This is a genomic window from Streptomyces sp. NPDC001530, assembly GCF_042894545.1.
In the GTDB taxonomy this organism is placed as follows: domain Bacteria; phylum Actinomycetota; class Actinomycetes; order Streptomycetales; family Streptomycetaceae; genus Streptomyces.
The window spans coordinates 69,485-93,225 of sequence record NZ_JBIAVS010000006.1; the positions used below are offsets into that span (position 1 = coordinate 69,485).

At 70.5% G+C, this 23,741-nt stretch carries 21 protein-coding genes; 10 read left to right on the forward strand and 11 right to left on the reverse strand.

Going from position 1 to position 23,741, the window contains the following annotated elements; translation table 11 throughout:
* Positions 1–33: 33 nt before the first annotated feature.
* Together ACFY0T_RS13215 and ACFY0T_RS13220 are read right to left on the reverse strand one after the other, a co-directional pair.
* Entirely contained in the window at positions 34–762 is a 729-nt protein-coding gene (locus ACFY0T_RS13215; protein WP_388868452.1) for a 3-keto-5-aminohexanoate cleavage protein, read from the reverse strand.
* Between the two features lie 186 nt (positions 763–948).
* Positions 949–1,551: a hypothetical protein gene (locus ACFY0T_RS13220; RefSeq protein ID WP_388868454.1), complete on the reverse strand. Its 603-nt coding sequence runs from the start codon at positions 1,549–1,551 to the stop codon at positions 949–951.
* A gap of 285 nt (positions 1,552–1,836) precedes the next feature.
* On the opposite strand from ACFY0T_RS13220, the gene ACFY0T_RS13225 reads away from it, so the two are divergent.
* Entirely contained in the window at positions 1,837–4,632 is a 2,796-nt protein-coding gene (locus ACFY0T_RS13225; protein ID WP_388868457.1) for a penicillin acylase family protein, read from the forward strand.
* Positions 4,633–4,652: 20 nt separating this feature from the next.
* Here the strand turns inward: ACFY0T_RS13225 and ACFY0T_RS13230 are convergent, their stop codons facing one another.
* Entirely contained in the window at positions 4,653–5,969 is a 1,317-nt protein-coding gene (locus ACFY0T_RS13230; protein ID WP_388868460.1) for a serine-threonine protein kinase, read from the reverse strand.
* A 93-nt stretch (positions 5,970–6,062) separates the two neighbouring features.
* Complete coding sequence (locus ACFY0T_RS13235) at positions 6,063–7,301, reverse strand: exo-beta-N-acetylmuramidase NamZ domain-containing protein (protein WP_388868462.1); 1,239 nt, start codon at positions 7,299–7,301, stop codon at positions 6,063–6,065.
* Between the two features lie 226 nt (positions 7,302–7,527).
* On the opposite strand from ACFY0T_RS13235, the gene ACFY0T_RS13240 reads away from it, so the two are divergent.
* The 3 genes from ACFY0T_RS13240 to ACFY0T_RS13250 all read left to right on the forward strand — a co-directional run bounded on the left by ACFY0T_RS13240 (position 7,528) and on the right by ACFY0T_RS13250 (position 10,650).
* The gene (locus tag ACFY0T_RS13240; RefSeq protein WP_388868464.1) at positions 7,528–8,292 is read left to right on the forward strand and encodes an SDR family oxidoreductase; all 765 of its coding nucleotides are present in this window, start codon (positions 7,528–7,530) and stop codon (positions 8,290–8,292) included.
* Positions 8,289–9,950 carry a class I adenylate-forming enzyme family protein gene (locus ACFY0T_RS13245; RefSeq protein ID WP_388868466.1) on the forward strand — a complete coding sequence of 554 codons (1,662 nt, stop codon included), beginning with the start codon at positions 8,289–8,291 and terminating at the stop codon, positions 9,948–9,950. Before ACFY0T_RS13240 ends, ACFY0T_RS13245 begins: the two co-directional genes overlap by 4 nt.
* 106 nt (positions 9,951–10,056) lie before the next feature.
* Positions 10,057–10,650 carry a TetR/AcrR family transcriptional regulator gene (locus ACFY0T_RS13250; protein ID WP_388868469.1) on the forward strand — a complete coding sequence of 198 codons (594 nt, stop codon included), beginning with the start codon at positions 10,057–10,059 and terminating at the stop codon, positions 10,648–10,650.
* 250 nt (positions 10,651–10,900) lie between these two features.
* Here the strand turns inward: ACFY0T_RS13250 and ACFY0T_RS13255 are convergent, their stop codons facing one another.
* The 3 genes from ACFY0T_RS13255 to ACFY0T_RS13265 all read right to left on the reverse strand — a co-directional run bounded on the left by ACFY0T_RS13255 (position 10,901) and on the right by ACFY0T_RS13265 (position 13,643).
* Positions 10,901–12,115, reverse strand: coding sequence for an acyl-CoA dehydrogenase family protein (locus ACFY0T_RS13255; protein WP_388868472.1), 1,215 nt, complete (start codon positions 12,113–12,115; stop codon positions 10,901–10,903).
* A gap of 6 nt (positions 12,116–12,121) precedes the next feature.
* Positions 12,122–13,144, reverse strand: a complete 1,023-nt coding sequence (locus ACFY0T_RS13260) for a phosphotransferase family protein (protein WP_388869376.1) — start codon at positions 13,142–13,144, stop codon at positions 12,122–12,124.
* Between the two features lie 202 nt (positions 13,145–13,346).
* Positions 13,347–13,643: a hypothetical protein gene (locus ACFY0T_RS13265; RefSeq protein WP_388868475.1), complete on the reverse strand. Its 297-nt coding sequence runs from the start codon at positions 13,641–13,643 to the stop codon at positions 13,347–13,349.
* 114 nt (positions 13,644–13,757) lie between these two features.
* Here ACFY0T_RS13265 and ACFY0T_RS13270 point away from each other — a divergent pair, with 114 nt between their 5' ends.
* Entirely contained in the window at positions 13,758–14,693 is a 936-nt protein-coding gene (locus ACFY0T_RS13270; protein WP_388868478.1) for an NADP-dependent oxidoreductase, read from the forward strand.
* A gap of 101 nt (positions 14,694–14,794) precedes the next feature.
* On the opposite strand, the gene ACFY0T_RS13275 is transcribed toward ACFY0T_RS13270, so the two are convergent.
* The 4 genes from ACFY0T_RS13275 to ACFY0T_RS13290 all read right to left on the reverse strand — a co-directional run bounded on the left by ACFY0T_RS13275 (position 14,795) and on the right by ACFY0T_RS13290 (position 17,296).
* Positions 14,795–15,121, reverse strand: coding sequence for a DUF202 domain-containing protein (locus tag ACFY0T_RS13275; protein ID WP_388868481.1), 327 nt, complete (start codon positions 15,119–15,121; stop codon positions 14,795–14,797).
* Complete coding sequence (locus tag ACFY0T_RS13280) at positions 15,118–15,510, reverse strand: YidH family protein (protein WP_388868484.1); 393 nt, start codon at positions 15,508–15,510, stop codon at positions 15,118–15,120. Before ACFY0T_RS13280 ends, ACFY0T_RS13275 begins: the two co-directional genes overlap by 4 nt.
* Before the next feature lie 199 nt (positions 15,511–15,709).
* The gene (locus tag ACFY0T_RS13285) at positions 15,710–16,225 is read right to left on the reverse strand and encodes an NUDIX hydrolase (protein ID WP_388868487.1); all 516 of its coding nucleotides are present in this window, start codon (positions 16,223–16,225) and stop codon (positions 15,710–15,712) included.
* A gap of 177 nt (positions 16,226–16,402) precedes the next feature.
* Positions 16,403–17,296, reverse strand: coding sequence for a DMT family transporter (locus ACFY0T_RS13290; protein ID WP_388868490.1), 894 nt, complete (start codon positions 17,294–17,296; stop codon positions 16,403–16,405).
* Positions 17,297–17,650: 354 nt separating this feature from the next.
* On the opposite strand from ACFY0T_RS13290, the gene ACFY0T_RS13295 reads away from it, so the two are divergent.
* From ACFY0T_RS13295 to ACFY0T_RS13315, 5 genes are all read left to right on the forward strand, one after another.
* The gene (locus tag ACFY0T_RS13295; RefSeq protein WP_388868493.1) at positions 17,651–19,306 is read left to right on the forward strand and encodes an FAD-binding dehydrogenase; all 1,656 of its coding nucleotides are present in this window, start codon (positions 17,651–17,653) and stop codon (positions 19,304–19,306) included.
* A gap of 250 nt (positions 19,307–19,556) precedes the next feature.
* Complete coding sequence (locus ACFY0T_RS13300; RefSeq protein ID WP_388868496.1) at positions 19,557–20,507, forward strand: hypothetical protein; 951 nt, start codon at positions 19,557–19,559, stop codon at positions 20,505–20,507.
* Between the two features lie 66 nt (positions 20,508–20,573).
* A complete protein-coding gene (locus tag ACFY0T_RS13305; protein ID WP_388868499.1) occupies positions 20,574–22,139 on the forward strand; it encodes an APC family permease in 1,566 nt (521 codons plus the stop codon).
* A gap of 113 nt (positions 22,140–22,252) precedes the next feature.
* Positions 22,253–23,026 carry a molybdopterin-dependent oxidoreductase gene (locus tag ACFY0T_RS13310; protein WP_388868501.1) on the forward strand — a complete coding sequence of 258 codons (774 nt, stop codon included), beginning with the start codon at positions 22,253–22,255 and terminating at the stop codon, positions 23,024–23,026.
* The gene (locus tag ACFY0T_RS13315) at positions 23,010–23,645 is read left to right on the forward strand and encodes a cytochrome b/b6 domain-containing protein (RefSeq protein ID WP_388868504.1); all 636 of its coding nucleotides are present in this window, start codon (positions 23,010–23,012) and stop codon (positions 23,643–23,645) included. Before ACFY0T_RS13310 ends, ACFY0T_RS13315 begins: the two co-directional genes overlap by 17 nt.
* Positions 23,646–23,741 lie beyond the last annotated feature (96 nt).

The following is a 23,741-nucleotide window of genomic DNA, read 5'->3' on the forward strand; positions in this document are numbered from 1 at the left end:
ACAGTGCCGCAGAGCCCTGAGGGACCGAACTCACTACGACAGGCGCTGGGCCGCCCTGTACTGAACCAACCCCTCCGCCACCAACTGACCGTTGGACATCGCCCACGCCCCGTCCGGCAGGACCAAGGTGTCCTCCAGGCCGATCCGCGTGGCGAGCCCCAGCCGTCCGGCGAGTCGCAGCACCGGCCAGGCGCCGGCCTCCACGCCGTGCAACAGGACGGGGCGCCCGTGGGCCGTGCCGAGGTCGGTGAGGAGGGTGCGGGCCGACTCCTCCGCCGTCTGCGGGGAGGTGTCCATCACCTCGGCCAGAACGCGCAGCACCCGCGGACCAAGAGGCGACGCGGCGAACCGCGCGGCGCCCTCCGTGCCGGACCAGATGCCCGCCTCCACACCGATCCCGCGGTCGAGGAGCGCCGCCGCCACCTCCTCGGCGCCCGGCTCATGCCAGTTGACCGAGGCGTGGTCGGGCAGGACGCTCCAGGAGCGGACGCGCTCGACTCGGGCCGCGGGGTCCTGCTCGGCCCAGGCGCCCGTGGTCACGCCGACCGGAACGCCCACCTGCGCCCGTATCGCTTCGAGCGTCGCCGCGACCGCCTTCGGCGACAACGTGTCCTGTCCACAGGGCGACTTGGGGTGGACATGGACGTCCGTGGCCCCGGCCGCGACGGCCCGAGCAGCGGACTCGGCCATCGCTCCCGGCGACATGGGCACGGCGGCGCCGTCACCGGCTCCCCGGGCTCCGTTCACACAGACCTGCACCATGCTCCCGATAGTGCCAGCCACCACTGACAACCCCGGTGCGTGAAGCGCCCGCTGGGGGCGCGGGGCTGTGACATTGTCCGGCTCCGCCGGGTGAGCGCGCCCAGCCACGAAAGACCCGCAGCCGACGACTCACCCGCAGTTCCCAGCCGCTCAACCGGGCGCTCAACCAGCCGCTCAACCGGGCGCTCACGCAGATACCAGGAGCCGTCCCTGCCTGGCCCCCGCCAGTGCCTCAGGCGTCAGAACAGGCCGCGGCACCACAATCCCGCAACTCGTGCAGACCGGACCCGACGACGGTTCGTGCGCCAGGTCGTACTTCCATATCAGGCGCTCCCCGGCGCACACCGGGCAGACCGAGCCCGGCTCGCGCTCCAGCGCGGCGATCAGCCGGCGCAGCACCTCGGCCAGGGGTTCATGGGGGTGGATCAGCGGGTCGTCGCACCACGCGACCCCGAAGCCGCCCCAGGTCAGCCGGTGCCAGTCGTCGACACTGCCCGGCCTGCGCAGCCCGTCGTGCTTCTCCTTCTTGCGACGCTGCGCGAACTCGACCTCGTAGGCGAGCCAGACGGAGCGGGCCTCCTCCAACTCGTCCAGTGCGGCCACGAGCCGCGCTGGATCGGGGGACCGGTCCTCGGGACCGAACCCGGCCCGGGAGCACAGGTGGTCCCAGGTCGCCCGGTGCCCGTAAGGGGCGAACCGCTCAAGGCACTTGCGCAGTGAGTACCGCCGCAGTGCCAGATCGCACCTCGGATCTCGCACCTGTCTCGCCAGACTCCGGAAACCGGCCATCGCCCTGCACCTCCGTCACACCTGCACCTGTACTTCGGTCACTTCGGCGTCGTCGTACGGACGTCGCCGAATAGACGTATCGACAAGCGATTCGGCTCCATCCATTTTTCGATGACCTCCATAAGCCACCCGCCGAGTTGCTCCCGGCCTACCTCCCGCCGCTGTCAGCCGCCTGTCGATGGCGCTGTCCGGCGTCGATGAATCCCAAAAACTGACGCATGTTCATCTTCAATCTCGGGGATACCGGCGGTAACGTCCGGCCCACCCCCGTCGGGAGGAGCTGCCATGCCACGGCGCACCCCACGCACCATCCTCGACAGACTGAGAACTCCCCGCAGATTCCCCAAGTTCCTGGGCGCGGCATCCATATGCGTGCTCATGGCCGGTCTTTTGTCGCCGCTTTCCCAGGCGGCGGCCGCCGACACCTCGGCAGCATCGTCGGCGGCTGCAGCGAACGACTATTGCGGCGGCCAGTGTTCCGACATCCTCCCGCCCGGCGAGAACGGCAACGCGACCCTCGCCCAGATCCTCCTCAACCAGGCCTTCGGCACCCAGCCGGACCACGCCGAGGACCAGCTCGCCCCCTACGGCAACCTGGCCTCGGGCTACTCCACGCTCACCGATACCAAGATCAACACCTTCTTCAACGACGCGTCCTTCGGGGTCGCTTCGGATCAGGTCGCCTCGACCACGAAGCCGCGCAGCGACGTCACGATCGTCCGCGACAAGAAGACGGGCGTCCCGCACATCACCGGTACCACCCGCTACGGCACCGAGTACGGCGCCGGGTACGCCGCCGCCCAGGACCGGCTGTGGCTGATGGACGTGTTCCGGCACGTCGGACGCGGCCAGCTGACCTCCTTCGCGGGCGGCGCGGCCTCCAACCAGGGCCTGGAGCAGGAGTTCTGGCGCAACGCGCCCTACACCGAGGCCGATCTGCAGGCCCAGATCGACAACGCGGTCGCGAGCGCAGGCGCCCGCGGCCAGCAGGCCCTCGCCGACGCCAATGCCTACCTCGACGGCATCAACGCCTACATCGACGCCTCCGACAGCGGCCGCTACTTCCCCGGCGAGTACGTCCTGACCGGCTGGAAGGACTCCATCACCAACGCCGGTACCATCGCGCGCTTCAAGATCACCGACCTGGTCGCGCTGGCCTCCGTCATCGGCGCGCTCTTCGGCTCCGGAGGCGGCGGCGAGGTCAACAACGCCATCTCACTCCTCGCCGCCCAGTCCAAGTACGGCGTGACCGAGGGCACCAAGGTCTGGGAGTCCTTCCGCGAGCGCAACGACCCGGAGGCGGTCCTCACCGTCCACAACGGCGAGAGCTTCCCGTACGCGAGCAAGCCGGACAGCCCGCAGGGCGAGGCGCTCCCCGACGCCGGTTCGGTGACCCAGGAGCAACTGGTCTACGACCGCACCGGCAGCGCGGCCACCTCCAGCGCCACCAGCGCCTCGGCCACGGCGGCCACCACCTCCCTCACCTCGGCCAAGCGCGGTATGTCCAACGCCCTCGTGGTGAGCGGCAAGTACACCGCCAGCGGCCACCCGATCGCCGTCTTCGGCCCGCAGACCGGCTATTTCGCGCCCCAGCTGCTGATGCTCCAGGAGATCCAGGGCCCGGGCATCAGCGCCCGCGGCGCCTCCTTCGCGGGTTTGAGCATGTACGTCGAACTCGGCCGCGGCCAGGACTACTCCTGGAGCGCGACGACCTCCGGCCAGGACATCATCGACACGTACGCCGTCGAGCTGTGCCAGGACGACTACCACTACCTGTACCACGGCACCTGCACGGCCATGGACAAGGTCGAGCAGACCAACTCCTGGAAGCCGACCACCGCCGACGGCACGGCGGCGGGCTCGTACCGGATGCAGGTCTACCGGACCAAGTACGGCCCCGTGGAGTACCGCGCGACGGTCGGCGGCAAGAAGGTCGCGTACACCACCCTGCGTTCCTCCTTCATGCACGAGGCCGACTCGATCATCGGCTTCCAGATGCTCAACGACCCGGACTACGTCAAGAGCCCGGCGACCTTCCAGAGCGCGGTGCAGCACATCAACTACACCTTCAACTGGTTCTACGCCGACTCCTCGCACACCGCGTACTACAACAGCGGCGACAACCCGGTGCGTGCCACCGGTGTCGACGCCGAGTTCCCGGTGTGGGCGCAGTCCGCGTACGAGTGGAAGAACTGGAACCCGGCGACCAACACCGCCGACTACACGGCGGCGTCCGCCCACCCCAACTCCATCGACCAGGACTACTACATCTCCTGGAACAACAAGCAGGCCAAGGACTACACGACAGCCCCCTGGGGTGACGGCTCGGTCCACCGCGGCAACCTGCTCGAGGACCGGGTCAAGAAGCTGGTCGCGGCGGGCGGCGTGACCAGGACCGCGCTGGTGAAGGCCATGGCCGACGCGGCCCTGGCCGACCTGCGGGCCGAGGACGTGCTGCCGGACCTGCTGAAGGTCATCAACAGCTCGACGGTCACGGACTCCACGGCAGCGGCGGCCGTCAGCAAGCTGTCCGCGTGGGTGACGGCGGGCGCCAGGCGCACGGAGACCTCGTCCGGATCGCACACCTACGCCAACGCCGACGCGATCCGCATCCTGGACGCCTGGTGGCCGCTGCTGGTGAAGGCGGAGTTCCAGCCCGGGCTCGGCAGCGACCTGTACACCGCGTTCGGCAACAACCTCCCCATCGACGAGTCGCCGTCGGCGGCGCACGGCCCGACCGGCGCGCACGCCGGAAGCTCCTTCCAGTACGGCTGGTGGAGCTATGTCGACAAGGACATCCGGGCGGTCCTCGGAGAGTCGGTGCAGGGCGGTCTGCCGCAGAAGTACTGCGGCGGCGGCAGCCTCAGCGCCTGCCGGGACACCCTGATCAGCACGCTCAAGGAGGCGGCCGGGAAGACCGCGTCCGCCGTCTACCCCGGTGACGACCAGTGCTCCGCGGGCGACCAGTGGTGCGCCGACTCGATCGTCCAGCGCACCCTCGGCGGCATCAAGCACGGCAAGATCAGCTGGCAGAACCGGCCGACCTATCAGCAGGTGGTGGAGTACACATCACACCGGTAAGCACGTGGAGCGGCGGCGGGTCACCGAATGCGGCCCGCCGCCATCACCACCTGCGCCAGTTCCCGGTGGCAGATGTCGCTGTGGGCCCCGGACGGGGGCCCGCCGCGCTTCACCACCGCGGCGGCGTCGATGTTCACACACCCCGAGGTGGGCAGCTGCGTGCGCAGGGCGTCGGCGAGCGTGAACGTCTTCGTACCCGCCACCGCCTGCACCCCGTCGTGGCCCATCGCACCCCACTTGGCGCCCAGGGCGCGGCCGATGTCGAAGTCCGCCGCGACCGACCGGGAGTCGCCCGCCATCCGGGAGGCCAGCGGATAGATCGTGCCGAGCGCCGAGTCGAAGTGGGAGTAGCAGCACACCAGCGGGCCGTCGATGCGGTTGTGCTGGCCGTCCAGTACACCGCTCGCCCGCGGGTCGTGCGGCAGCCGCGCCGCGAACGCGTAGTGCGAGAAGGCCCCTTGGAGCAGGGTCACCGACTTCACCGTGCGCACGCCCTTGGGCAGTCCGCGCAGCGCGAAGGAGACCAGACGCCCGCCGAAGCTGTGCCCGACGAGATGCACGCGCACATCCGGCGCCGCCGCGGCGAGTTGCCCGATCGCACGCCCGAGCCCACGCTCACCGACCGTGCCGGCGCGCCGTTTCATCGCGTAGTACGTGGCCTGGCGCAGCAGTTCGTGCGCGCCGTCCCACAGCCGTGGCAGCGCGAACGACGTGGTGCCGGGAGTCTCGGCCTCGGCGAGGGCCTGCGCGAACTCGCCGCAGACCGTCGCCGTGTCCCCGAAGAGCATCTCGGGGTCGCTCTCCGGCACCCCCTCCGCCAGCGTGTCCGCGGCGAAGGAGGTCTGCGGGCCCTGCGGCCGGACCTCGACGAGCAGCCGTACGAGGCGTCCGAACTCCTCCAACGAGGCGCCCTCGTCAGGCTGTTGGTCCAGCAGCCGCGCGATCTGCTCGACCACCGTCGCGCGGCCCGGGAACACCTCCAGGAGTGCGTGCCGGGTGTTCTTGTCGAGGACCGGTCGTAGGGGAGTGGCGGCGGCCACCGACGCCGGGAAGTCCGGGATCGGCTCGTCCGAGAACCGCATCGAGGGCCACACCACCCCCACGTATCCCAGGCGCGCGGTCGGCGCGAGCTCCGGGAGGGGCTCGAAGAAGCGGCTGTAGAGCCGGGTGGCGCCCGAGCGGTCGTTGTTCCAGCCGTGCGCGAAGACGACCAGGTCACGGACTTTGCGCTGCGGTACGTCCTTGAGCAGCCGGTCGCGCTCCCGGCCGTCGACGTCCCCGTCCGCGTCGAAGGTGAGCTCCCAGTAGGGAGAAACACTCACTGCCGGATCCGCCATGACAAGCCCCCTCGTCCCCCGTGGGTGATGCGATCTGGGCGCATCGTCCTACTGGTGGCGAAGGTTGGCCATACGTCACGACTCATCCGTCACTCAACCGTAGAGGAGGTATTCCCTCCGTACCCGCCGGAACGCCGTCAGCTCGTCCTGCCAGGCCGCCACCACCTCGTCGGCAGTCGCCCCGGCGTCGATCATCGTGCGCACCAGCGTCGAGCCCGTGAGCTTGTCGATCCAGTTGTCCGAGCGCCAAGTGAAGCCGCTCCAGACCTTCTTGGCGGTCACGAGGAGGGCGACGCCGGTGCGTACGGGGTCGTACGCGGCCCGGTCGTGCACATGGATCTGCACGCCCCCGATGGTCTTCCCCTGGAACTTGGAGAAGGTGGGGGCGAAGTACGCCTCCCTGAAGTGCACGCCGGGCAGGTCCAGTTGGCCGGCTTCACGTGCCCATCGTCCGTCGATGCCCTCCGCGCCGAGCAGCTCGAACGGGCGGGTCGTGCCTCGACCCTCCGACAGGTTCGTCCCCTCGAAGAGACAGGTACCCGAGTACACCAGGGCGGTGTCGGCCGTCGGCATGTTCGGGCTCGGCGGCACCCAGGGCAGGCCGGAGGCGTCGTAGAACTCCGAGCGCTTCCAGCCCGACATCAGTACGGTGTCCAGCGCCACCGGCGCCGTCAGGAACTCCCCGTTGAACAGCCGGGCCAGCTCCGCCACCGTCATCCCGTGCGCCTGCGCGATCGGCTGCCGCCCGACGAACGTCGCGAACTCCTTGTGCAGGACGGGCCCTTGGGCCGCCCGCCCGGTCACCGGGTTCGGCCGGTCGAGCACCACGAAGCGCTTGCCCGCGAGCTGGGCGGCCTCCATGCAGTCGTACAGCGTCCAGATGTACGTGTAGAAGCGCGCGCCCACGTCCTGGATGTCGAAGACGACGGTGTCCACGCCGGAGGCGGTGAAGATGTCCGCGAGCGGTTGGCCGCTCTTCAGGTATGTGTCGTAGACGGGCAGTCCGGTCGCCGGGTCGTCGTAGCGGCCCTCGGAGCCGCCCGCCTGCGCGGTGCCGCGGAAACCGTGCTCGGGGCCGAAGACGGCGATCAGGTTCACGTGGTCGTCGGCGTGCATGACGTCGACGATGTGGCGTACGTCGCGGGTGACGCCGGTGGGGTTGGTGACGATGCCGATCCGCCGGCCGCGGAGCTGGGCGTAGCCGTCTTCTCGCAGGCGCTCGAAGCCGGTACGGAGCGGCTTGCCGGCGCCCTTGGGCGCCGCGCTCGGAACCGGTGTCAGGGCCGCCGCGGCTGTGCCGGCTGCGAGCAGGGTCCGTCTCGACAGGCGCATCGTGTGACCTCCGTGATCGCGGAAGGTTGGCATAAGCACGCTAAGCGCTCCCCGGGGAGTTCGTAAGCTGCGGGTTGTCCGTGGCTTGTCGCGCCCACGCGGCGGAGCCGCATAGGTCACAGCCCCGCGCCCCTTACGGGGGCGTGGTCCCCCTTCCCTCGTTACATACCGACTGGTTAGTCTGGCGGCGCAGGGGAGCCGATTCGCGTCGCGTCGAAGGAGACCGATGGTGGAAGCCGTGCAGGATGCCGGAGTGGTCGTCACCGGAGCGGGAGGCGGCATCGGGGCCGCGCTGGCCCGCCGTTTCGCCGCGGAGGGTGCCCGGGTCGTCGTCAATGACCTCGACGCCGACAAGGCGAAGGCCGTGGCCGACGAGATCGGCGGCATCGCGGTCCCGGGCGACGCGTCCGCGATCGTGGCCGAGGCCCGCGACGCCCTCGGCGGCACGGTCGACATCTACTGCGCCAACGCGGGGCTCGCCTCCGGCGGCTCGGAAGCGGCCGAGGAGAAGGTCTGGGCGCTCGCCTGGGACGTCAACGTGATGGCGCACGTCCGGGCAGCCCACGAGCTGCTCCCGGCCTGGCTGGAGCGCGGCAGCGGCCGATTCGTCTCCACCGTCTCGGCCGCCGGACTGCTCACCATGATCGGCGCCGCGCCCTACAGCGTCACCAAGCACGGCGCGTACGCCTTCGCCGAGTGGCTCTCGCTGACGTACCGCCACCGGGGTCTCAAGGTCCACGCGATCTGTCCGCAGGGCGTGCGCACCGACATGCTCGACGCCACCGGCAGCGCGGGTGACCTGGTGCTCCAGCCGACCGCCATCGAGCCGGAGGACGTCGCCGACGCGCTCTTCAAGGGGATCGAGGAGGACCGTTTCCTGATCCTGCCGCACCCCGAGGTCGCCGGGTACTACCAGGTGCGGGCCGCCGAGCCCGACCGCTGGCTGACGAACATGAACCACATCCAGCAGAAGTGGGAGGCCGGTCAGTGACGACCTATGCCGACCGGCCCTGGGTGGCCCTGCTCAACGACGCCCAGCGCACCCCCATCAGCCCCGCCGACACCCTGGTGCACGCCTTCCGCGAGGCCGTGACGCACACCCCGGACCGTATCGCGCTCGCCTACTTCGACGGGCGGCTGAGCTACCGCGAGGTGGACGAGCTGAGCGACTCCGTCGCCGGGCACCTCGCCGCCCGCGGCCTGGAGCGCGGCGACCGGGTCGCGATCCTGCTGCAGAACTCCCCGCAGTTCGTGCTGGCCCTGCTCGGTGCCTGGAAGGCGGGCGCGACGGTCGTGCCCGTCAACCCGATGTACAAGTCGGGCGAGGTCGGGCACGTACTCCACGACGCGGACGTGAGCGCCCTGGTGTGCTCGGACCGCGCGTGGGAGTCGTATCTGCGAGAGACGGCCGCCGACTCACCCGTACGCGTGGTACTGACAGCCTGTGAGTTGGATCTCCAAACTCGCAACGACGCGCGCGTGCTGGGTTTTGAGCGGCTGCCGGTCGCGGAGGGTACCGATGACCTCGTGGCCGTCGCGCGGCAGGGCCACAAGGCCCCCGAGGGCCGTGACCTCGGCCCCTCCGACACCGCGCTGATCAGCTACACCTCGGGCACGAGCGGCACCCCCAAGGGGGCCACCAACACGCACGGCAACATCATGTACAACGCCGAGCGGCAGCGGACGGGTCTCGGGCTGCCCGAGGCGCCCGTCTACTTCGCGCTGGCGCCGCTGTTCCACATCACGGGGATGGTCTGCCAGCTCGCCGCCTGCCTCAACAGCGCGGGCACGCTGGTCCTCGCGTACCGCTTCGAGGCGGGGGTCGTCCTCGACGCGTTCGCCGAGCACCGGCCCGTGTACACCGTGGGCCCGTCGACCGCGTTCATGGCGCTGGCCGCGCACCCGGCGGTCACGCCGGACCACTTCTCCTCCTTCGTGATCATCTCCTCCGGCGGAGCGCCGCTGCCGCCCGCCCTGGTGGAGAAGTTCCGGACCGGCTTCGGTCCCTACATCCGCAACGGCTATGGGCTCACCGAGTGCACCGCGCCCTGCGCCTCCGTGCCGCCCGGACGGGAGGCTCCCGTCGACCCGGTCTCGGGGACGCTGGCCGTCGGCGTACCGGGCCCCGACACGGTCGTCCGCATCGTCGCCGACCAGGGCCAGGAGGTGCCGTTCGGGGAGCAGGGCGAGATCCTCGTACGCGGACCGCAGGTCGTGCCCGGCTACTGGCGGCGCCCCGAAGCGACGGCCGAGACCTTCCCGGACGGCGAGCTGCGTACCGGCGACATCGGTTTCATGGACTCCGACGGCTGGCTCTACGTGGTCGACCGCAAGAAGGACATGATCAACGCGTCCGGTTTCAAGGTGTGGCCCCGCGAGGTCGAGGACGTTCTCTACACGCACCCCGCGGTCCGGGAAGCGGCCGTCGTCGGGATACCCGACGGGTACCGCGGAGAGACCGTCAAGGCGTACATCAGCCTGCGGCCGGGTGCCGAAGAGGACCCCGACGCGCTCGCCGCGTACTGCAAGGAGAGACTGGCCGCCTACAAATATCCGCGGCAGGTGGAGATCCTGCCCGACTTGCCGAAGACGGCGAGTGGGAAGATCCTCCGTCGGGAACTCCGTTCCCGGCCCCATGAGGAGCACTAGCGCGCACCAGAAGGCACTGGAGCGCACGGGAATTCGTTAAACAACACGTCAAACGACGCGTTGAACGACACGTTGAACAACAACGCTTGGAAGGCAGGTGGCGGCAGTGGCCAGGACGACGGACGGTGACGGTACGCCCGTCCCGCAGCGGCTCTTGGCCGCCGCCACCCGGCTCTTCGCCGAGCAGGGCTACGACCGCACCTCGGTGCAGGAGATCGTCGAGGCGGCGGGCGTCACCAAGGGGGCGCTGTACCACTACTTCGGCTCCAAGGACGACCTCCTGCACGAGGTGTACGCGCGCGTGCTGCGCATTCAGCAGGAGCGGCTGGATGCCTTCGCGGACGCCGACGCGCCTGTTGAGGAGCGGCTGCGGGGTGCCGCGGCCGACGTGGTCGTCACGACGATCGACAACCTCGACGACGCGTCGATCTTCTTCCGGTCCATGCATCACCTCAGCCCGGAGAAGCACAAGCAGGTGCGCGCCGAGCGTCGCCGCTACCACGAGCGATTCCGTGCGCTGATCGAAGAGGGCCAGAAGAAGGGCGTCTTCTCCACGGCCACGCCCGCCGACCTGGTCGTCGACTACCACTTCGGCTCCGTGCACCACCTGTCCACGTGGTACCGCCCCGACGGCCCGCTCACCCCGCAGCAGGTCGCGGACCACTTGGCGGACTTGCTCCTGCGCGCGCTACGACCGTAGCCGGGGGTGGTTTGTTTCGCCCCCTCCGCCCCTGCCCGTCCCGTCCCTGGGGGGGGCTCCGCCCCCCAGACCCCCCATATCGCGCTTCGCGCTCGTCCTCAAACGCCGGACGGGCTGAAAGATATTCAGCCCCGGCCTGCGAAAGATTCAGCCCCTCCGGCGTTTGAGGAGCGGGGTCTGGGGCGGAGCCCCAGGTACGGGACGGGTAGGGGCGGCGGGGGCGAAGAAAAGACCCCCACCCCCCGGCGGGTCACACGTACTTCTTGATCTCCCGTCGCGCCAGCGACCGCTGGTGGACCTCGTCCGGGCCGTCCGCGAGCTTCAGGGTTCGGGCGCTCGCCCAGAGTTCGGCGAGCGGGAAGTCCTGACTGACACCACCCGCTCCGTGCAGCTGGACGGCCTTGTCGAGGATGTCGACGACCGTGCGCGGGGTGGCGATCTTGATGGCCTGGATCTCGGTGTGGGCGCCCTGGTTGCCGACGGTGTCCATCATCCAGGCGGTCTTCAGGACCAGGAGACGCAGCTGCTCGACGGCGACACGCGCGTCGGCGATCCAGTTCTGGACGACGCCCTGCTGGGCGAGCGGCTTGCCGAACGCGGTACGCGAGACCGCCCGCCTGCACATCAGCTCGATCGCCCGCTCGGCCATGCCGATCAGCCGCATGCAGTGGTGGATCCGCCCGGGCCCGAGCCGCGCCTGGGCGATGGCGAAACCGCCGCCCTCCTCACCGACGAGGTTGCTCACGGGCACCCGGGCGTGGTCGAAGACGACCTCCGCGTGCCCGCCGTGGGAGTGGTCCTCGTACCCGTACACCTGCATGGCGCGCCTGACTTCCACACCCGGCGTGTCGCGCGGGACGAGCACCATCGACTGCTGGCGACGGATGTCGGGCCCCTCCGGGTCCGTCTTGCCCATCACGATGAAGATCTTGCAGTCCGGGTTCATCGCCCCGGAGATGTACCACTTGCGGCCGGTGATGACGTACTCGTCGCCGTCCCGTTCGATGTGCGTGGTGATGTTCGTGGCGTCGGAGGAGGCCACCTCGGGCTCGGTCATCGCGAACGCCGAGCGGATCTCACCGGCGAGCAGCGGCTCCAGCCACTGCTTCTTCTGCTGCTCGTCGCCGAACTGCGCGAGCACCTCCATGTTCCCGGTGTCCGGCGCGGCGCAGTTCAGCGCGGTCGGCGCCAAGTGCGGGCTGCGGCCGGTGATTTCGGCGAGCGGCGCATACTGGAGGTTGGTGAGCCCGGCCCCGTACTCGGAGTCGGGGAGGAAGAGGTTCCACAGGCCCTGCCTGCGTGCCTCTGCCTTCAACTCCCCGACCACGGCAGGCGTGTCCCACGGCGAGGCCAGCCGCGCGCGCTGCTCCTCCGCGACGGCCTCCGCCGGATAGACGTACTCGTCCATGAAGGCGAGCAGCTTCTGGCGCAGCTCTTCGGTGCGCGCGTCGAATGCGAAGTCCATGGCGGATCAGCCTTCCTGAAGGGTGGTCAGGCCGTGCTCGATGAAGAAGGGGACCAGTTCACCGATGCGGTCGAAGCCCGCGCCGACCGTCTGGCCGAGCGTGTAGCGGTAGTGGATGCCCTCCAGGATCACGGCGAGCTTGAACCAGGCGAACGCCGTGTACCAGGAGACGGCGGACACGTCGCGCCCCGAGCGCGCGGCGTACCGCTCGACGATCTCGGCCGAGGCCGGGTGCCCGGCGGCCGAAGCGGTGGTGCTGATGGGGGAGTTGGGCAGATCGAGCGGCGCGCTGTACATCACCAGCAGCCCCAGGTCGGTGAGCGGATCGCCGAGCGTGGACATCTCCCAGTCCAGGATGGCCTTGATCCGGTCGTCGGGGCCGATCAGCACATTGTCGAGCCGGTAGTCGCCGTGCACGACGGCGGGGGCGGGGGAGTGGGGCAGTTCGCGTCCCAGCGCCGCGTGCAACTCGTCGATCCCGGCCAGCTCACGGTTCCTGGAGGCGTCCAGCTGCTTGCCCCAGCGGCGCAGCTGCCGGTCGAGGAAGCCCTCGGGCCGGCCGAAGTCCGCGAGGCCCACCTCGGCGGGGTCCACCGAGTGCAGCTCGACCAGCGTGTCCACGAGCCCGAGCACCGCGTCGCGGGTGCGCTCCGGTCCGAGCGGGGCGAGCTGCTCGGCGGTGCGGTACGGGGTGCCCTCCACGAACTCCATCACGTAGAACGGCGCGCCGAGCACCGACTCGTCCTCGCACAGCAGCACTGGGCGGGGCACCGGCACGGCCGTCGGGTACAGCGCGCTGATCACCCGGTGCTCACGCTTCATGTCGTGCGCGGTGGCCAGCACATGGCCCAGCGGAGGCCGGCGTACGACCCACTTCGCGGAGCCGTCCGTGACCGCGTACGTGAGGTTCGACCGTCCGCCCTCGATCAGCCGGCCGGTCAGGGGGCCGTTCACCAGTCCGGGCCGCTCGCGGTCGAGCAGGCCGCGCAACTGGTCGAGATCGAGACCTGGCGGGTGGTCTGGGCTCATCATTGCTCCTACGCACACGGAAAAGACGGGACGTGACCATGATGCCGACCAGTCGGTATGTCGTCCAGCGGGTGCGCGAAACGTGATCGGCGTCTCCCTCCGGAGGCCAGGAATCCGTGGAGGCGGAGCCTCCGCGAGGCAAGGGATCCGGGGGAGACGCCGGGCGGCGGGCCGCTTCAGTGGCCGGTCCGCCGGACAGGCCCTAGTGGTCGTCCCAGTGCCCGTCGTGCTGGGCGTGCCGGTGGCCGTCGTGGAGATAGTCCAGGTGGTCGCCATGCGCCACGGCGGGGTGCCCGCAGTCCGTGCCGTGCTGGTGGCCGTGCCCCTCGTGCGCGGTGTGACCGCTCGGCTCGCACTCGTCCCAGTGGCCCGCGTGTTCGCGGTGCAGATGGCCGTCGTGCGCGTAGTCGACGTGGTCCCCGTGCCGCACCTGGGCGTGACCGCAGTCCGGGCCGTGGGTGTGCTCGTGGGTGGGGTGCTCCTGGTGAAGGAGGGTCATGGTGCTCACCTTCGGAAGTGGCGTGGAAGGACGGCTCAGGCTAGCGCCACAAAGTGTAGTAATTCCGGCTATTCCGGCTTGCGTGGCGTCCGAGTACCCCGGAGGGTCGAGGGCATGAAGGCGATCAGCTACAGCCGGTACGGCGGGCCCGACGTCCTGGAGTACGGAGACGTCCGGGACCCCAAGGTCGGGCCCGACACTGTCCTGGTGAAGGTGCGCGCGGCGTCGGTCAACCCCGTCGACTGGAAGTGCCGCGAAGGGTACCTCGACGGGATCCTGGACCCCGTCTTCCCGGTGATCCCCGGCTGGGACGTCTCCGGTGTGGTCGTCCAACCCGGCGCGGCCGTCACCGAGTTCGCGGTCGGCGACGAGGTCATCGCCTACGCCCGCGAGGACTTCCTCTCGCGCGGTACCTGCGCCGAGTATGTCGCGGCTCCCGTCCGCACTCTCGCCCGCAAGCCCCTGAACCTCTCCTTCGAGGAGGCGGCGGGCCTGCCGCTGGTCGGGCTCACCGCGTACCAGATGCTCACCAAGGTCCTCGACGTGAAGGAGGGCGACACCGTTCTCGTCCACGCGGCCGCGGGCGGCGTCGGATCGATCGCCGTCCAGCTCGCCCGCCACCTGGGCGCCCGGGCGATCGGCACGGCGAGCGAACCCCACCACGATTTCGTACGGTCCCTGGGCGGCGAGCCCGTCAGCTACGGCGAGGGTCTCGCCGAGCGCGTACGGGCTCTCGCGCCGGAGGGCGTCGACGCGGCCTTCGACACGATCGGCGGCGACACGATGAGGACGTCCGCCGACCTGCTGGCACCCGAGGGCAGGCTGGGCTCCATCGCCGACCCCGACGTGGTCGGCTTCGGTGGCCGCTACTACTTCGTACGCCCGGACCCGGACGACCTCCAGACCCTGTCCGACCTCGCCGCGCAGGGCGTCGTCTCGGTCCATGTCTCCGAGACGTTTCCGCTGGAGCGGGCGGCGGAGGCACATCGGCTGAGCGCGGAGGGGCATACGCGGGGGAAGATCGTGGTGACGGTGGACTGGACGGACTGAGCCGGTAGAACGGTTCGCAGCCCAGGAGCCCAGGAGCCCAGGAGCCCAGGAGCCCTGCCCTGCGCGGCCCGCTGAGCTGTTCTGTTCGGCTGCTGGGGCTCTCAGAACACGAGCGTCGCCGCGCATACGGCCAGCGCCACCGTGCACAGGGTCGCCGCCGTCGCATGCCGGGAGGTGAGTGCCGGCGGGCCGTCCGGGCCGGACACCGCGAGTACGTGGATACGGCGATGGGCGACCGCCAGGAAACCCAGCCACAGCGCGCAGCACAGGGCGCAGGCCAGGAGGCCGGCCACCGAGGGGCCGCCGTGCAGGGCGGTCTTCGCGGCGAGCACGGCGGCGACCGTGCTGGAGAGGGTCGTACGGCGCCACGCGAGCCGCGTGCGTTCCGGCTGGAGGCCGGGGTCGCGTTCCCCGGCAGGCGCGGTCATCCTGCCCAGCCGACGAGTACGACGAGGACCATCGCGATGGCGACGACCGCGACGGCGATGCTCAGCACGGCCGGAAAGCGCGACACCGGCAGGTCTTCGCCTCGTCGCATGGCTCGCTCGCACCGGATCCAGTGGTTGACGGCGCGCAGCGAGCAGAGCACGCCCGCTCCGAGCAGGGCCAGGGCGAGGCCGACTCGCCAGCCCCATCGGAGGTCCGGCAGGAACTGGTCCACGGCGAAGCCGCCGCCGATGAGGGCGAGGGCGGTGCGCAGCCATGCCAGAAAGGTCCGCTCGTTCGCCAACGAGAACCGGTAGTCGGGCGTACTGCCCTCCTCCCGAATCGCCTGCGGCGCAAACCACAACCGGACATTCCGCACGAGTTCGATCACGCCCAGGACCCTACCGGGGCGCTGCGCCGCGCCGGAGACGGGCATCCGACGCCGGCGCGGGACCCGTATCGCGCTGAGGCGCTCGTCCTCGAACGCCGGAGGCTAAGAATCAGCCCCTCCGGCGTTTGAGGAGCGGGGTCTGGGGCGGAGCCCCAGGTACGGGACGGGTAGGGGCGGAGGGGGCGAAAACCCCGTGCGTTCAGTCCACCGCACGGTAGTCCCTGAGGCGCTCGTACGCGGCCAAGCCGTCCGGCACCCAGGCCCACTCCGTCAGGCGCCGTTCCACCTCCTCCTCCGGGAGGAAGTCGTGCCAGGCGACCTCCTCCACCTGAGGATTCACCGGCAGCTCGCAGCGGACCTCGTACACCGCCGACCACCAGCTCTGACCGGCACCGTCGTCGTAGAGGAACTTGAAGAGGGGGACAGGCCGCGGCAGCCCGGAGACGCCGAGCTCCTCCTCGGCCTCGCGCAGCGCCGCGTCGTCGTAGGACTCCCCCGCCCCGACGACTCCGCCGACGAACATGTCGTAGAGGGAGGGAAAGACCAGCTTGGTGGGCGTCCGGCGATGGACGAAGACACGGCCCTCGGCGTCCCGGGCCTGAATGAACACGCACCGGTGGCGCAGCCCCCGCGCATACGCCTCCCCTCGCGGAGACTGCCCGATGACCTGGTCGTTCTCGTCCACGATGTCGAGGATCTCGTCAGCGGCACTCATGCCCGCATCCACACTCATGCCTCCGTCCCCATGCACACTCATGCCCCCATCCAAGCAGTGCCGAGCCCGATCCACGCTGCAGTCCCGAGCCCCATCCACGCGGCAGCGCCGAGACCGATCCACGCAACCCCAAGCCCCGCGCGAGCGGCACCGTCCCCGCCACCCGGACCGTCGTCCTCAATGCGACTGGAGATCCCGCGACCGCTCCGCCACCGCGGTCCCCGCCGGCATCGCCGGATGCATCCCGAGCAGCACGATCCCGACCACCACGCCCGCGAGCCCCGCCGCCTGCCAGGCGAGCGCTGCCGCGTCCGTACGGAGCTGGTCCCCGAGGAAGCCCACCCCGCAGACGATCCCGGCCAGCGGCTGGGCCGCGGTGAGCGCGGGCAGCGACATCCGCAGCGGTGCGGTCTCGAAGGCGCTCTGGACCAGGACCAGACCCGTCACCCCGAGCACCAGCACCCCGTACGGCTGCCAGCCGGTGAGCAGCTCGCTCCAGCCACCGGCGCCGAACCGCTGCCCGCTGACCCGGGTGAGCGCGTCCTGGACGCCGTACAGCAGCCCCGCGGCCAGCGAGAGCAGCACGGGCCCGCCGCTCAGCCGTGACCGCTTGGCATAGGTGGTGAGCAGCAGCGCGAGGCCGACCATGATTCCGATGATCAGCCAGTGTCGGAGGGGGCTGGCGACGGCGTCGCCGCCCTGCGGCTGGCCGGCCACGATGAACGCGGAGACGCCGCCCGCGAGCAGCGCGAGCCCGGCCCAGCCCTGCCGCCCCAGCGGCTGTTTGGTCTGGTGGCGGGAGAGCGCGAGGGCGAAGAGCAGGTTTGTCGCGAGGAGCGGTTCCACCAGCGAGACCTCGCCCTTGCCCAGGGCGATCGCGCCCAGGACCATGCCGCACACCATGAGCCCGATGCCGCCGAGCCACCGGGGGACCCGGATCAGGTCGAGCAGCAGACGGGGGGAGAGGAAGTCGCTCAGCGGCGCATGTGAGGCGGCGTTCTGCTGGAGCACGAAGCCGAAGCCAAGACAACAGGCCGCGCTCACGGCGAGGATCAGAACGAGAACCGACACGCTGGGTACCTCAATACATCAGGAGTCAGTGCGGGCCACGGTTGCGTTCCGCCGACTGTAGTGCCATGGGTCGGGGACTGCCCCCGGAGTCCCCGGAACCAGGCAGTTGACTCGGTCACTCTTCTTGCCGAAGGATCTGACCGATCAGTAACACGCTGTGGCCGACCAGCGCGGTCAACCACCACTAATGTCTCACCAACCAGCGACGATGCCGATCGGTTCGTGACAAACACCTCATGGCGACCCTCATGACGACCCTCACGGGGGATCTCTTGGGTGACCTCGTGGGGGACTTCATGAGTACCCCTCATGACGACGCCGATCCGACCAGTCGGAATGCGAGAGGACGGGCCCATGGCCTACGACGCAGATGTGATCGTGATCGGAGCGGGCCTCGCGGGGCTCGCGGCGACCGCGGAGCTCGTCGACGCGGGCCGCAAGGTGATCCTCCTCGACCAGGAGCCGGAGCAGTCCATCGGCGGCCAGGCGCACTGGTCCTTCGGCGGACTCTTCTTCGTCGACTCGCCCGAGCAGCGCCGCCTGCGCATCAAGGACAGCCACGCGCTCGCCCTCCAGGACTGGATGGGTACGGCCGCCTTCGACCGGCCCGAGGACCACTGGCCGCGTCAATGGGCCGAGGCGTACGTCGACTTCGCGGCCGGCGAGAAGCGTTCCTGGCTGCACCGGCAGGGCGTGCGCTTCTTCCCGGTGGTGGGCTGGGCCGAGCGCGGCGGCTACGACGCCAACGGGCACGGGAACTCGGTGCCGCGCTTCCACATCACCTGGGGGACCGGGCCGGGTCTGGTCGCACCCTTCGAGCGGCGCGTACGAGCAGGGGTCGCCCGTGGCCTCGTCCAGCTGAAGTTCCGCCACCGCGTCACCGGCCTGTCGCGCAGCGCGGGCGCCGTCGACACGGTCACCGGCGAGATCCTGGAGCCGTCCGGCATCGAGCGCGGCCAGGCCAGCGGCCGCACGGTCGCCGGCGCCTTCGAGCTCAAGGCCCAGGCGGTGATCGTCACATCGGGCGGCATCGGCGGCAACCACGACCTCGTACGCGCCAACTGGCCCGAGCGGCTGGGCACTCCGCCCGAGCGGATGATCTCCGGCGTACCCGCGCATGTGGACGGCAAGATGCTCGCGATCGCCGAGGAGGCGGGCGCCCACCTCATCAACCGCGACCGCATGTGGCACTACACCGAGGGCATCCAGAACTGGAACCCCATCTGGGAGAACCACGGCATCCGCATCCTGCCGGGCCCCTCCTCCCTCTGGCTCGACGCACGCGGCAACCGCCTGCCGGTCCCGCTGTTCCCCGGTTTCGACACGCTCGGCACGCTCGAACACATCATGAAGACCGGGTACGACTACACCTGGTTCGTGCTCGACCAGAAGATCATCGGCAAGGAGTTCGCGCTCTCGGGCTCGGAACAGAACCCCGACCTCACGGGCAAGTCCGTCAAGGACGTCATCGGGCGGGCGCGCGCCGAAGTGCCCGGGCCGGTCAAGGCGTTCATGGACAACGGCGTGGACTTCGTCGTCGAGAAGGACCTCGGCGCGCTCGTCCGCGGTATGAACGCGCTCACCAAGGAGCCGCTCATCGACGAGGCGGAGCTGCGCCGCGTGATCGTCGCGCGTGACCGGGAGATCGCCAACCCGTTCACCAAGGACCTTCAGGTGACGGCGATTCGCGGCGCCCGCAAGTTCCTCGGCGACAAGCTGATCCGTACCGCGTCCCCGCACCGCATCCTCGACCCCAAGGCGGGCCCGCTGATCGCCGTCCGCCTCAACATCCTCACCCGCAAGACCCTCGGCGGCCTGGAGACCGATCTCTCCTCGCGTGTGCTCACCGAGGGCGGCGACCCGCTGGAGGGCGTGTACGCCGCCGGAGAGGCCGCCGGGTTCGGCGGTGGCGGGGTGCACGGTTACCGGTCCCTCGAAGGTACGTTCCTGGGCGGCTGCCTGTTCTCCGGGCGTACGGCAGGCCGGGCGGCGGCCAAGGCGGTGGACTGACCGCCGGCGAGCTCACCGCCCCTTGAGCTCGAGGGGCGTTGAGCTTGGGGGCGTTGAGGTCGAGGAGCGGTGAGCTCGACGAGGCGGTGAGCTCACCGGGTACGGCGGTTCGCGAGGGGCTCAACTCCGCAGCTCACAAGGGCAGTTGACACGTGTAGCGAATCGGTCGGCCCTTGACTTGAACCCTTGGCTGCGGGTTTGCTGTGCGTGATCACCCCCTGACAAACCGCGCCTGTGAGGACGACCCGCGGTGTCACCACCCCCGCCTCCCCTCGGCCGCGGTCGCAAGCGCGCGGCCCAGGCCTTCGACGCCGCGCTCGGCGACGCCGAACTCGTCGCCGCGCGCGCTTCGTTGAACCAGGGGCGGTGGACCGCGGTGCGCGCGCTGCTCGCCGCGACCGGCGACGACTGGGATCGGCGTGGTCATCGCGTCACCGTCCTTGCGCAGGAGCCCGCCGCGCTCGCCTGGGCCCGCGACTGGCAGCTCGCCGAACCGGAGTCCGCCGACGCCGCCGTACTCCTCGGCTGCGCCACCGTCCAGCGCGCCCTGAAGGGCAAGGAGCGCCCGGAGCGCGCCCGCGAGGCCTGCCACGCCGCCGCGGCACTCGCGCCCGCCGACCCCACCCCCTGGCTCGGCCTGCTGGTCCTGGAGCGCTCCCTCGGCACCGAGGGCGACGTGGTCCAGCTCTTCGACGAGGTGCGCCACCGCTACCCCGATCACCACCACGCCCACCACCTGATGCTCGCCCGGCTCGCCGAGCGCCGCGCCGAGGCGGGCCAGGACCCGCTGCACGAGGTGTACGACTTCGCCAACTGGGCCGCTGAACAGGCCCCCGCCGACTCGCCGCTCGCCATCCTCCCGGTCGTCGCGCACGCCGAGCGCTACCGCGTGCTCGCCACCGCCGGCAGCGAACCCGCCGATCCCGTGGCCTCCGGGCACTGGGTCGGCCGCCGGGCCCGCCAGGTGATGAAGGCCGCCTTCGACTGGTGGCTGGAATGGGAGCACGACGACCACCCGCGCCGCTTCGTCGACCTCAACTTCCTTGCCCACGCCAAGTACTGCGAGGGCCGGGGCGCCGAGGCCGCCGCTCTGTTCCACCGCATCGCGGGGCACGCCACCCCGGCGCCGTGGTCGTACCCGGACCGCGACCCGTACAAAGCCTTCCGTGCCGCACGCGACAGCGCGCTCGGCACGGTGTGAACGACCCACGCGCGACCCACCCCTGACCGCCCCCGAGATCCGAACATCCGAAAGGACGACCCCGCGATGACGACGGGCAGTTCGAGCACTTCGAGTACGTCGAGCACGGGCAGACCGGCCGCCGACGGCGGCGCCATCAGCACCTTCAAGGGACAGGAGCGCGCCCTGCGCGCCGACCGGCTGGGCACGGGGGGTCTGCTGCTGTCCGTCCTCGCGGCGACCGCCCCGCTCATGGTGGTCGCGGGTGTCATGCCCACCACATTCGCGGTGATGGGTATCGTCGGGCAGCCGCTGCTCTTCGTCATCCTCGGCGTCGTCCTCGTGCTCTTCAGCGTCGGGTACGCCGAGATGAGCCGGCACGTCCACAACGCGGGTGCGTTCTACGCGTACATCTCGCGCGGCCTCGGCGGCACCGCGGGCGCGGGCGCGGCGCTGGTCGCGCTCGTCGCGTACAACGCGCTCCAGGTCGGCATCTACGGCATCTTCGGCTTCGAGGTGTCGGGGCTGTTCTCCACCTACCTGGAGCTCGAAGTCGCCTGGTGGATACCGGCGTTGGTGGCCGTGCTCCTCGTCGGCGCGCTCGGCTGGCTGAAGATCGACGTCAACGCGCGCGTGCTCGGCGTACTGCTGGTCATCGAGGTGGTCCTCGTCGTCATCTTCGACATCGCCGCGGTCGCCGACCCGGCGAAGGAGGGCCTGTCGCTGCACGCCTTCAACCCGGACACCCTCACCGGCGCCGGTGTCGGCACCGCGCTGTGCTTCTGCATCGCGGCCTTCCTCGGCTTCGAACAGGCCCCCGTGTACGCCGAGGAGACCAGCCGCCCGCACATCCTGGTGCCGCGCGTGATGTTCCTCGCCGTCGGCGGTGTCGCCGTCTTCTTCGCGCTCAGCTGCTGGGCGCTGACCGTGGCCACCGGCCCCTCGGGGATCGTCGGCGCCTCCCAGAAGCAGAGCGCGGGCCTGCTCTTCTTCCTCACCGAGTCACGGCTCGGCGGCACCTTCACCGACGTCCTGCACGTCCTGTTCGTGACCGGCATGTTCGCGGCGATGCTCAGCTTCCACAACGTCGTCGCGCGGTACGCCTTCGCCATGGGCCGCGAGGGACTGCTGCCCGCGTCGTTCGGGCGTACGGCCGGCACGAGCGGCGCCCCAGGCACCGGTTCGCTGCTGCAGACCACCGTGTCCCTGGTGTGTGTGATCGCCTTCGCGGTCGCCGACGACAAGCCGACCGGTGACCCGACCGCACCCGTGCTGCACCTGTTCACCTGGGGCGGCAACATCGGCGCGCTCGGCGTCATCGTGCTGATGGCGGCCGCCTCGCTCTCCGTCATCGTCTTCTTCGCCCGCCGCGGCGCCGCGCGGGCCCAGGCCTGGCGCCTCGCCACCTCCGCGGTCTCGGGCGTCGCCCTGCTCGTCATCGCGGTCTACACGGTCAAGGACTTCGACGTCCTGGTCGGGGCGGGACCGGACTCCTCGCTGAGCTGGCTGCTGCCCGCCATCATCGGGGCCGCCCTGGTCGTCGGCGTGATCCAGGGCCTGGTGCTGCGCTCCCGCAAGCCCGCGGCGCACGCCCGGATCGGGCTCGGCAACGAGGCGTTCCAGCTGGACAAGGCGGCCGAGTCCGCCTCCTGAAGCGGCCCGCCCGGAGCACGCTTGCTGAACGGCACGTGAGAAGTGATTACGGAACGCTGACGGGCACCCGCCGCCGCTGGCCTTTTGGGGGTCGCGGGTGCTCGAATCAGTGTGTGAAGCCTGAACAGCCCGAGGAGCGCGAACCGGAGCGATCCGACGAGCGGAGTCCGGAGCGACCGGAGGAGCGTGGCGCGCCGATCGGCCGCCGTGTCCTGCTCGGCACGCTCGGACTCGGCGCCCTAGGCGTGATCGCCGCGCCACCGCTCCAGCGCGGCCTCGAATCCTTCCTCGCCGGCGCGTCCCAGAAGGACCCCACCGGCCTGACCGGCCTGCTGCCCAACGGCGGCGGTTTCCGCTACTACTCGGTGGCGTCGTCCGTCCCGCACAAGGACGAGACGACCTACCGCCTCACCGTCGACGGCCTGGTCGACCACCCCAGGAGCTACACCCTCGCCGACCTGCGGGCCCTGCCCCAGACCCGCCTCGTGCACGACGTCCAGTGCGTCACGGGCTGGCGAGTACCGGGCACCCCCTTCGAGGGCGTACGACTGTCCCGGTTGCTGGACGCCGCGGGAGTGCGCCCCTCGGCCGGGGCGATCCGGTTCACCTGCTTCGACGGGACGTACACGGAGAGCCTCACGCTGCGGCAGGCCCGGCGCTCCGACGTCCTGGTCGCCCTGCGCATGCAGGACAAGCCCCTCGGCCACAACCACGGCGGTCCCGTCCGCCTCTACGTGGCCCCCATGTACTTCTACAAGTCCGCCAAGTGGCTCTCCGGCATCACCGTCACCGAGGACGTCCGTCCCGGGTACTGGGAGAACCGGGGCTACGACGTGGACGCGTGGGTCGGCCGCTCGAACGGACGTGACGATGCACCCACGAGTTGACGACACCCCGGCGGTGTCTCCGCGCTCCTCCCGCGTACGCCGCTTCACCCGCGCCGAGCACTGGGTGCACCGCGTGACCGCCCTGCTCATGGGCGTGTGCGTGGCGACCGCCGCGTGCCTGTACATCCCCGAGTTCGCCGAGCTCGTCGGGCGCCGTGAACTCGTCGTACGGATCCACGAGTGGGCGGGGCTGATGCTCCCCGTGCCGGTCCTGGCGGGCCTTGCCTCCCGCGCGTTCCGCGCCGACCTGGGCTTTCTGAACCGCTTCGGGGCGCACGACCGGGTGTGGCTGCGGGCGGCGCTGCGGCGCGACAAGCGCCGGGAGTCCCGTCCGGCGGGCAAGTTCAACGCCGGACAGAAGATCTACGCCTCCTGGATCGCCGGGGCCTCGCTGGTGATGCTGGGCACGGGGCTGCTGATGTGGTTCACCCACCTCACCCCACTGATGTGGCGCACCAGCGCGACGTTCGTCCACGACTGGCTGGCGCTCACGATCGGTATCGTCCTCGCGGGGCACATCGGCATGGCCCTGGCCGATCCGGAGGCCCGCCAGGGGCTGCGCACGGGATCGGTGACCAGGGAGTGGGCGGAGCGAGAGCATCCACTCTGGCGCCCGTAGCCCGTCCCCTCCGCCCCTGCCTGCCGGACGGGGCTGGAGAGTTTTAGCCCGTCCGGCGTTTGAGGACGAGCGCGAAGCGCGATACGGGGGGTCTGG

Excerpts from the sequence above, each read along its gene's own strand:
- ACFY0T_RS13235 (WP_388868462.1), bottom strand. The coding sequence starts at position 7,301 with ATGCGCCTGTCGAGACGGACCCTGCTCGCAGCCGGCACAGCCGCGGCG.
- ACFY0T_RS13260 (WP_388869376.1), bottom strand. The coding sequence starts at position 13,144 with ATGAGCCCAGACCACCCGCCAGGTCTCGATCTCGACCAGTTGCGCGGC.
- ACFY0T_RS13295 (WP_388868493.1), top strand. The coding sequence starts at position 17,651 with ATGGCCTACGACGCAGATGTGATCGTGATCGGAGCGGGCCTCGCGGGG.
- ACFY0T_RS13275 (WP_388868481.1), bottom strand. The coding sequence starts at position 15,121 with ATGACCGCGCCTGCCGGGGAACGCGACCCCGGCCTCCAGCCGGAACGC.
- ACFY0T_RS13240 (WP_388868464.1), top strand. The coding sequence starts at position 7,528 with ATGGTGGAAGCCGTGCAGGATGCCGGAGTGGTCGTCACCGGAGCGGGA.
- ACFY0T_RS13215 (WP_388868452.1), bottom strand. The coding sequence starts at position 762 with ATGGTGCAGGTCTGTGTGAACGGAGCCCGGGGAGCCGGTGACGGCGCC.
- ACFY0T_RS13285 (WP_388868487.1), bottom strand. The coding sequence starts at position 16,225 with ATGAGTGCCGCTGACGAGATCCTCGACATCGTGGACGAGAACGACCAG.
- ACFY0T_RS13230 (WP_388868460.1), bottom strand. The coding sequence starts at position 5,969 with ATGGCGGATCCGGCAGTGAGTGTTTCTCCCTACTGGGAGCTCACCTTC.
- ACFY0T_RS13265 (WP_388868475.1), bottom strand. The coding sequence starts at position 13,643 with ATGACCCTCCTTCACCAGGAGCACCCCACCCACGAGCACACCCACGGC.
- ACFY0T_RS13225 (WP_388868457.1), top strand. The coding sequence starts at position 1,837 with ATGCCACGGCGCACCCCACGCACCATCCTCGACAGACTGAGAACTCCC.
- ACFY0T_RS13220 (WP_388868454.1), bottom strand. The coding sequence starts at position 1,551 with ATGGCCGGTTTCCGGAGTCTGGCGAGACAGGTGCGAGATCCGAGGTGC.
- ACFY0T_RS13255 (WP_388868472.1), bottom strand. The coding sequence starts at position 12,115 with ATGGACTTCGCATTCGACGCGCGCACCGAAGAGCTGCGCCAGAAGCTG.
- ACFY0T_RS13270 (WP_388868478.1), top strand. The coding sequence starts at position 13,758 with ATGAAGGCGATCAGCTACAGCCGGTACGGCGGGCCCGACGTCCTGGAG.
- ACFY0T_RS13305 (WP_388868499.1), top strand. The coding sequence starts at position 20,574 with ATGACGACGGGCAGTTCGAGCACTTCGAGTACGTCGAGCACGGGCAGA.
- ACFY0T_RS13315 (WP_388868504.1), top strand. The coding sequence starts at position 23,010 with ATGCACCCACGAGTTGACGACACCCCGGCGGTGTCTCCGCGCTCCTCC.